The organism is Pseudomonas sp. GM84 (assembly GCF_000282535.1).
Taxonomy (GTDB): domain Bacteria; phylum Pseudomonadota; class Gammaproteobacteria; order Pseudomonadales; family Pseudomonadaceae; genus Aquipseudomonas.
Genome location: NZ_AKJC01000101.1, coordinates 1 through 6,736, shown reverse-complemented (window position 1 = coordinate 6,736; position 6,736 = coordinate 1). Strand labels below are relative to the sequence as shown.

4 protein-coding genes are annotated in these 6,736 nt (G+C 63.5%); 2 read left to right on the top strand and 2 right to left on the bottom strand.

Annotated elements, in window-relative coordinates; translation table 11 throughout:
• Positions 1 to 150 precede the first annotated feature (150 nt).
• Positions 151 to 2,010: an acetyl-CoA hydrolase/transferase C-terminal domain-containing protein gene (locus tag PMI38_RS08845; RefSeq protein ID WP_008092894.1), complete on the top strand. Its 1,860-nt coding sequence runs from the start codon at positions 151 to 153 to the stop codon at positions 2,008 to 2,010.
• 94 nt (positions 2,011 to 2,104) lie between these two features.
• Here PMI38_RS08845 and PMI38_RS08840 read toward each other — a convergent pair whose 3' ends face one another.
• A complete protein-coding gene (locus tag PMI38_RS08840) occupies positions 2,105 to 2,677 on the bottom strand; it encodes a xanthine phosphoribosyltransferase (RefSeq protein WP_008092892.1) in 573 nt (190 codons plus the stop codon).
• 71 nt (positions 2,678 to 2,748) lie between these two features.
• Entirely contained in the window at positions 2,749 to 4,758 is a 2,010-nt protein-coding gene (rep, locus tag PMI38_RS08835; protein WP_008092890.1) for a DNA helicase Rep, read from the bottom strand.
• Positions 4,759 to 5,053: 295 nt separating this feature from the next.
• On the opposite strand from rep, the gene PMI38_RS08830 reads away from it, so the two are divergent.
• Positions 5,054 to 6,721, top strand: coding sequence for a putative bifunctional diguanylate cyclase/phosphodiesterase (locus PMI38_RS08830; RefSeq protein ID WP_008092888.1), 1,668 nt, complete (start codon positions 5,054 to 5,056; stop codon positions 6,719 to 6,721).
• Positions 6,722 to 6,736 lie beyond the last annotated feature (15 nt).

Sequence of the window (6,736 nt, the reverse complement as noted above, 5' to 3'; positions counted from 1 at the left end):
GAAAGCCGGCTCCCACAGGTTAAGCGCAGGCCGTGAGGGCGGTGCAGTCCCTGTGGGAGCCGGCTTGCCGGCGATAAGGCCGGGACAGGCAACAAACCAGCCCCGCCATGTGTCCAACCCCTGAACCCGCGCAAGACTCAGGAGGCCCCGATGCATCTCTGTTCCATCGATCAGGCAGTCGAGCAAGTCCTGTCGCGCCTGCCAGCCCATATCCACATGGGCCTGCCCCTGGGCCTAGGCAAACCCAACGCCTTCGTGAATGCCTTGTACAAACGGGTTCGCGAACTGCCCGAGCGCCAGCTGACCATCTACACCGCCCTCAGCCTCGGCCGCCCGCCGCTGGGCGACGGCCTGCAACGGCGCTTCCTCCAACCCTTCGTCGAACGCGTGTTCGCCGACTACGAAGAACTCGACTACCTCGCGGACCTGCGCAACGACAGCCTGCCGCCGAACATCCGCGTCGAGCAGTTCTTCATGCAGCCCGGCAGCCTGCTGCACAGCGAATCCGCGCAGCAGGACTACGTCAGCAGCAACTACAGTCACGCGGCCCGCGACATCAATGCCAAGGGCCTGAACCTGGTCGCCCAGCTGGTTGCCGCCACGCCGGAAAAGCCCGTTCACCTGAGCCTGGCGTGCAACCCCGATATCACCCTCGACCTGCAGCCCATGATCGCCAAGCGCCGGGCTGCCGGTGAAACCATCCTCATGCTCGGCCAGGTTCACACCGAGCTGCCCTACATGCCCGGCGACGCGGAACTGCCGATCGACGCGTTCGACCTGCTGATCGATGAAGCGGAGCAGCGGCGCCTGTTCTCCACCCCGAACATGCCGGTCACCACCCAGGACCATTGCATCGGCCTGCATGCCAGTACCCTGGTGCGCGACGGTGGCACCCTGCAGATCGGCATTGGTGCCATGGGCGATGCCGTCGCCGCCGCGCTGCTGGCGCGTCACGCAGACAATGCGGGTTACCGCGCATTGCTGGACGACCTGGAGGTAGCCCCGTGGCAGGCACTGATTGCCCGCGAAGGTGGGCTGGAGCCCTTCGCCCAGGGCCTGTACGGCTGCAGCGAAATGTTCGTCAACGGCCTGCTCGCACTGGTCGAAGCCGGCGTGGTGCGGCGCCCGGCGGACGAGCAGGGCGTGCTGGTGCACGGTGGTTTCTTCCTCGGCCCGCAGGCGTTCTACCAGCGCTTGCGCGACATGTCGCTGGAGCAGCGGGCACAGTTCATGATGACGCGCATCAGCTTCATCAACGAGCTGTACGGGCAGGAAGAACTCAAGCGCCGTCAGCGCCGCGATGCCCGTTTCATCAATACGGTGTTCGGCATGACCCTGCTTGGCGCAGGGGTGGCCGACCAGCTCGAAGATGGGCGTGTGCTCAGTGGTGTGGGCGGGCAGTACAACTTCGTCGCCCAGGGGCACGCGCTGGAGGGTGGGCGGTCGATCCTGCTGCTGCGCAGCTGGCGAGAGGCCGGCGGCGAGATGAGTTCCAACCTGTTCTGGCAGTACGGCCACTGCACCATTCCCCGGCACCTGCGCGATATCGTGGTGACCGAGTACGGCATCGCCGACCTGCGCGGGCAGACGGACAGCGAGGTGATTGCGCGGTTGCTGGCGGTCAGTGACTCACGTTTTCAGGGTGAATTGATCGAGCAGGCCAAGAAGGCCGGCAAGTTGGCCAGAGACTTCGAGCTGGATGGGCGATTCACTGACAACACGCCTGAGCGGCTGGAAGCCATTCGGGCACGGCATGCACGGCTGTTCCCGGAATACCCGCTGGGGACGGATTTCACGGCAGAGGAGCAGGATCTGTTTCGGGCGCTGAACTGGTTGAAGAGCAAGTTCAAGCTGAGCGAGGTGCTGGAGCTGGGCAGGGCAGCCCTGGATGCGCCGGGGCCTGAAGGGTATCTGGCACAGCTGGCACGGATGCAGCTGGACGACCCGAAGGGCTTGAAGGAGGAGCTTTACCAGCGGTTGCTGCTTGCTGGATTGGCGGCGACCCGGTAAGAAAGTGGAGCCCCATTCGCGGGACAAGCCCGCTCCCACAGGAGCCATGGATATCCTGTGGGAGCGGGCTTGTCCCGCGAAGCAGACGCCGCGGTTACTCGATGAAAGTGACCACGCCACCTTCCAGCGACTTCACCCGGGCCAGCGATTCAACGCGGTAGCCCTGGCTGTCCAGCTCGGCACGGCCGCCCTGGAACGACTTCTCGATGACGATCCCCAGGCCGGCCACGGTGGCACCGGCCTGCTTGATGATCGAGATCAGCGCTTGCGACGCCTTGCCATTGGCCAGGAAGTCGTCGATCACCAGCACGCGGTCGCTGCTGTTGAGGTGACGCGGCGAGATGGCCACGGTGTTCTCGGTCTGCTTGGTGAAGGAATACACCGTGGCAGTCAGCAGGTTCTCGGTCAGGGTCAGCGACTGGTGCTTGCGCGCGAAGATCACCGGTACGCCCAGCTTCAGGCCGGTCATCACTGCCGGGGCGATGCCCGAAGCTTCGATGGTGACAATCTTGGTCACGCCGGCGTCGGCGAACAGGCGGGCGAATTCGTCACCGATCAGCTGCATCAGCGCCGGGTCGATCTGGTGGTTGAGAAACGCGTCGACTTTGAGAACCTGATCGGAAAGCACGATGCCTTCTTCGCGAATCTTCTGCTGCAGTGCTTCCACTGTTGTTTCCTCGATGTAGCAAAGGTGGCCGCGTCCCGGAGGTAGCGGCAAAGTTAAAGAGTAATGGTTGATCAGCGTTTGAGCATTGCCCGGATATCGGCCAAGGCGTTGTTGCCTCGCGCGGCTTTCACTTCCACGGGCGCATCGTCCAGGCCTTCCCAGGCCAGGTCGTCCGGCGGCAGTTCGTCAAGGAACCGGCTGGGCGTGCAGTCGATGATTTCGCCGTACTGCTTGCGCTTGGCGGCGAAGGTGAAGGCCAGGGTCTGGCGCGCGCGGGTGATGCCCACGTAGGCCAGGCGGCGTTCTTCTTCGATGGTGTCGGCTTCGATGCTTGAGCGGTGGGGGAGGATTTCCTCCTCCATGCCCATGATGAATACATAAGGGAATTCCAGGCCCTTGGAGGCGTGCAAGGTCATCATCTGCACGCCCTCGGCGTTTTCTTCCTCTTCCTGCTGACGCTCGAGCATGTCACGCAACACCAGCTTGCCGATGGCGTCCTCGATGGTCATGTCACCCTCTTCGTCCTTCTCGAGGGTGTTCTTCAGTGCTTCGACCAGGAACCATACGTTGCTGATGCGGAACTCCGCGGCCTTGTCGCTGGCGGTCTGCTGGCGGATCCAGTTCTCGTAGTCGATGTCGCGGATCATCTCGTGCAGCGCGGCAATCGGGTCTTCCAGGGCGACCTTGTGGCGGACCCCGTCGAGCCAGTGCTTGAAGCGCTGCAGGCGCTCGGTGTAGCGGGCGTCCAGGTGTTCGCCCAGGCCCAGCTCCTCGCTGGCGGCGTACATCGAGATGCCGCGCTCGGTGGAGTAGTTGCCGAGCTTTTCCAGGGTGGTCGAGCCGATCTCGCGGCGCGGCACGTTGATGACCCGCAGGTAGGCGTTGTCGTCGTCCGGGTTGACCAGCAGGCGCAGGTAGGCCATCAGGTCCTTGACCTCCTGGCGGCCGAAGAAGCTGTTGCCGCCCGACAGGCGATAGGGCACCTGGTGGTGCTGCAGCTTCAATTCGATCAGCTTGGCCTGGTAGTTGCCCCGGTAGAGGATGGCGAAGTCGCTGTACGGGCGGTTGGTGCGCAGGTGCAGGGTGAGGATTTCCATGGCCACGCGTTCGGCCTCGGCTTCCTCGTTCTTGCAGCGGATCACGCGGATCTCGTCGCCCACGCCCATCTCGCTCCACAGCTGCTTCTCGAACGCGTGCGGGTTGTTGGCGATCAGCAAGTTGGCGCAGCGCAGGATGCGACTGGTCGAGCGGTAGTTCTGCTCGAGCATGACGATCTTCAGGGAGGGGTAGTCCTCCTTGAGCAGCATCAGGTTCTCTGGGCGGGCGCCCCGCCAGGCGTAGATCGACTGGTCGTCGTCGCCTACCACGGTGAACTGGTTGCGCATGCCGATCAGCATCTTCACCAGCAGGTACTGGCTGGCGTTGGTGTCCTGGTATTCGTCCACCAGCAGGTAGCGCACGCGGTTCTGCCAGCGTTCGAGCACTTCGGGGTGCTCCTGGAACAGCTTGACCGGTTGCAGGATCAGGTCGTCGAAGTCCACCGCGTTGAACGCCTTGAGCGTGCGCTGGTAGTGGGTGTAGACGATGGCGGCGGTCTGCTCGCGCGGGTTGCGCGCCTTTTCCAGGGCTTCGGGGGGAAGAATCAGGTCGTTCTTCCAGGCACCGATCATGTTCTTGATCTCGTCGATGCCGTCGTCGCCGGAGTATTCCTTCTGCATGATGTCCGACAGCAGCGCCTTGATGTCGGACTCGTCGAAGATCGAGAAGCCTGGCTTGTAGCCCAGCTTGTCGTGCTCCTTGCGGATGATGTTCAGGCCCAGGTTGTGGAAGGTGCACACCGTCAGGCCACGGCCTTCGCCCGCACGCAATAGGGTGCCGACCCGCTCTTTCATCTCGCGCGCGGCCTTGTTGGTGAAGGTCATCGCCACGATGTACTGGGCGCGGATGCCACAGTTCTGGATGAGGTGGGCAATCTTGCGCGTGATTACGCTGGTCTTGCCGGAGCCTGCACCGGCGAGCACCAAAAGAGGGCCGCCGACGTAGTCACGGGCTTCCTGTTGCCTGGGATTGAGTCGGGACATGCTAGAAACCGGGGGTCGCCAGAAAATAGCCGCGCATTCTAACAGGCATAGGGCGGTTGTGGCGCGACCGTCTGACGTCTGAGTCAACGTTTTCTGCACGCATATCATTAGTCAAACTAATGCTATTCATGGAAAAAATCGGATTTGCTGGATGACTGACTTTCGCGCAGGATGCACGTCGAAATGCGTCGGTGCGCTTGGGCAAGGGATCTGTCTAAAAGTGAAAATCATTTTCATTTATGCAGTAGCATACCCGACCTCCCTCGTGTCACCGACCATGCCCTAAGGAGCCCGCTTGTCCACGCCTGTCGAACCTCTGCGTTTGCTGTTGTTGGCTGATGAGCCGGAATGGGCAGCCTTGTTGCGCGAGTGCCTGCTGCCGCTGGGCGACCTGGCGGTATTGCTGACCGCGCCGAACTGGGCAGCGGTCGATAGCCTGTTCAGCAATGACCGCCAGGCCGTGATCCTGGCGACACCGGCCTTGCAGCCGGCGCCGGGGCGTTGCGACTTGCCGACCATCCTGCTGCTCGACCATGAGCCTGCGCTACCGCCTACCGGCGTCAGCGACTGGCTGGTGCTTGACCAGCTCAATACCGACGCCCTGCGCCGCTCCCTGCGCCATGTACGTGAGCGCGGTGTGCTGGTCGACACCCTGCAGCGCCTGGCCGAACAAGACCCCCTCACCGGCATCGCCAACCGCCAGGGCTTTCAGGCCCTGCTGACTGCGCGCCTGGCCGAGAACGAAGGCCGCGGTATTGCGCTTGGCCACCTGGACCTGGACAACTTCCGTCACGTCAACGATGCACTCGGCCATCAGGGCGGCGACCGCCTCATCCTGCAGGTGGTGTCGCGGCTCAAGCAGCAGCTGGAAGCTGGCGATCAGCTGGCGCGCCTGGGCAGCGATGAATTCGCGTTGTTGATCGACACCCGTCGTGATGCCAACCGTGCCGAGTGGATCGCCGATCGGATCGTCGAGGCTTTGGCCGAGCCTTACTGGATCGACGGCGAAAGCCTGCTGCTCGGCTGCAGCCTGGGCATTGCCCATGCCCGCGCCCAAGGCGGCGCCGACCCGTTGATGTGGCATGCGCACATCGCCATGCGCCAGGCCAAGAGCAGCCAGGGCTGCACCTTCCATGTGTTCAACGAGCGGATCAACCGTAATGCCCGCAGCCTGGCGGACCTGGAAAGCGAACTGCGCCGGGCCTTGCGCCGCGATGAACTGGAGCTGCACTACCAGCCGCGGCTGAACCTGGCCGACGGGCGCATTGTCGGCCTGGAGGCTCTGGTGCGCTGGCGCCATGCCGAGCGCGGCCTGCTTCCGCCGAGTGAATTCGTACCGCTGGCCGAACAGAGCGGGTTGATCGTGCCGCTGGGCTACTGGGTCATCTCGCGGGCCCTGCGCGACATGCAGGCCCTGCGCGAGAGCGGTCTGGCGCCCTTGCACATGGCGGTGAACCTGAGCTTCCGCCAGTTCCAGGACAGCCAGTTGCTGGCGACCCTGAGCCGGCTGATCATCGAGCACGGTGTCGATGCCCGCTGGCTGGAGTTCGAACTGACCGAAACGGCGGTGATGCGCCGCAACGAGCTGGTGCGCCAGACCATGGATGCCTTGGGGCGCCTGGGCGTGCGCTTCTCGCTGGACGACTTCGGTACCGGGTTCTCCTCGTTCGTGCACCTGAACAGCTTGCCGATCACCTTGCTCAAGGTAGACCGCAGCTTCGTCGCCGAAATGGAGATGCGCGAGGAGAACCGCAAGCTGGTGCATGCCATGATCAACCTGGCGCACAACCTCAACCTGGAGGTGGTGGCCGAAGGTGTGGAGAGCCCGGAGCAACTGGCTTTGCTGCGCGGCTTTGGCTGCGATCAGGTGCAAGGCTTCCTGGTCAGCAAGCCGCTGCCGGTGGGGGAGCTGGTCGAGTATCTGCAGCAGGTGTCAGAGCGCAAGCTGGCAGGCGTCTGCTAGGGCCCTATCGCCGGC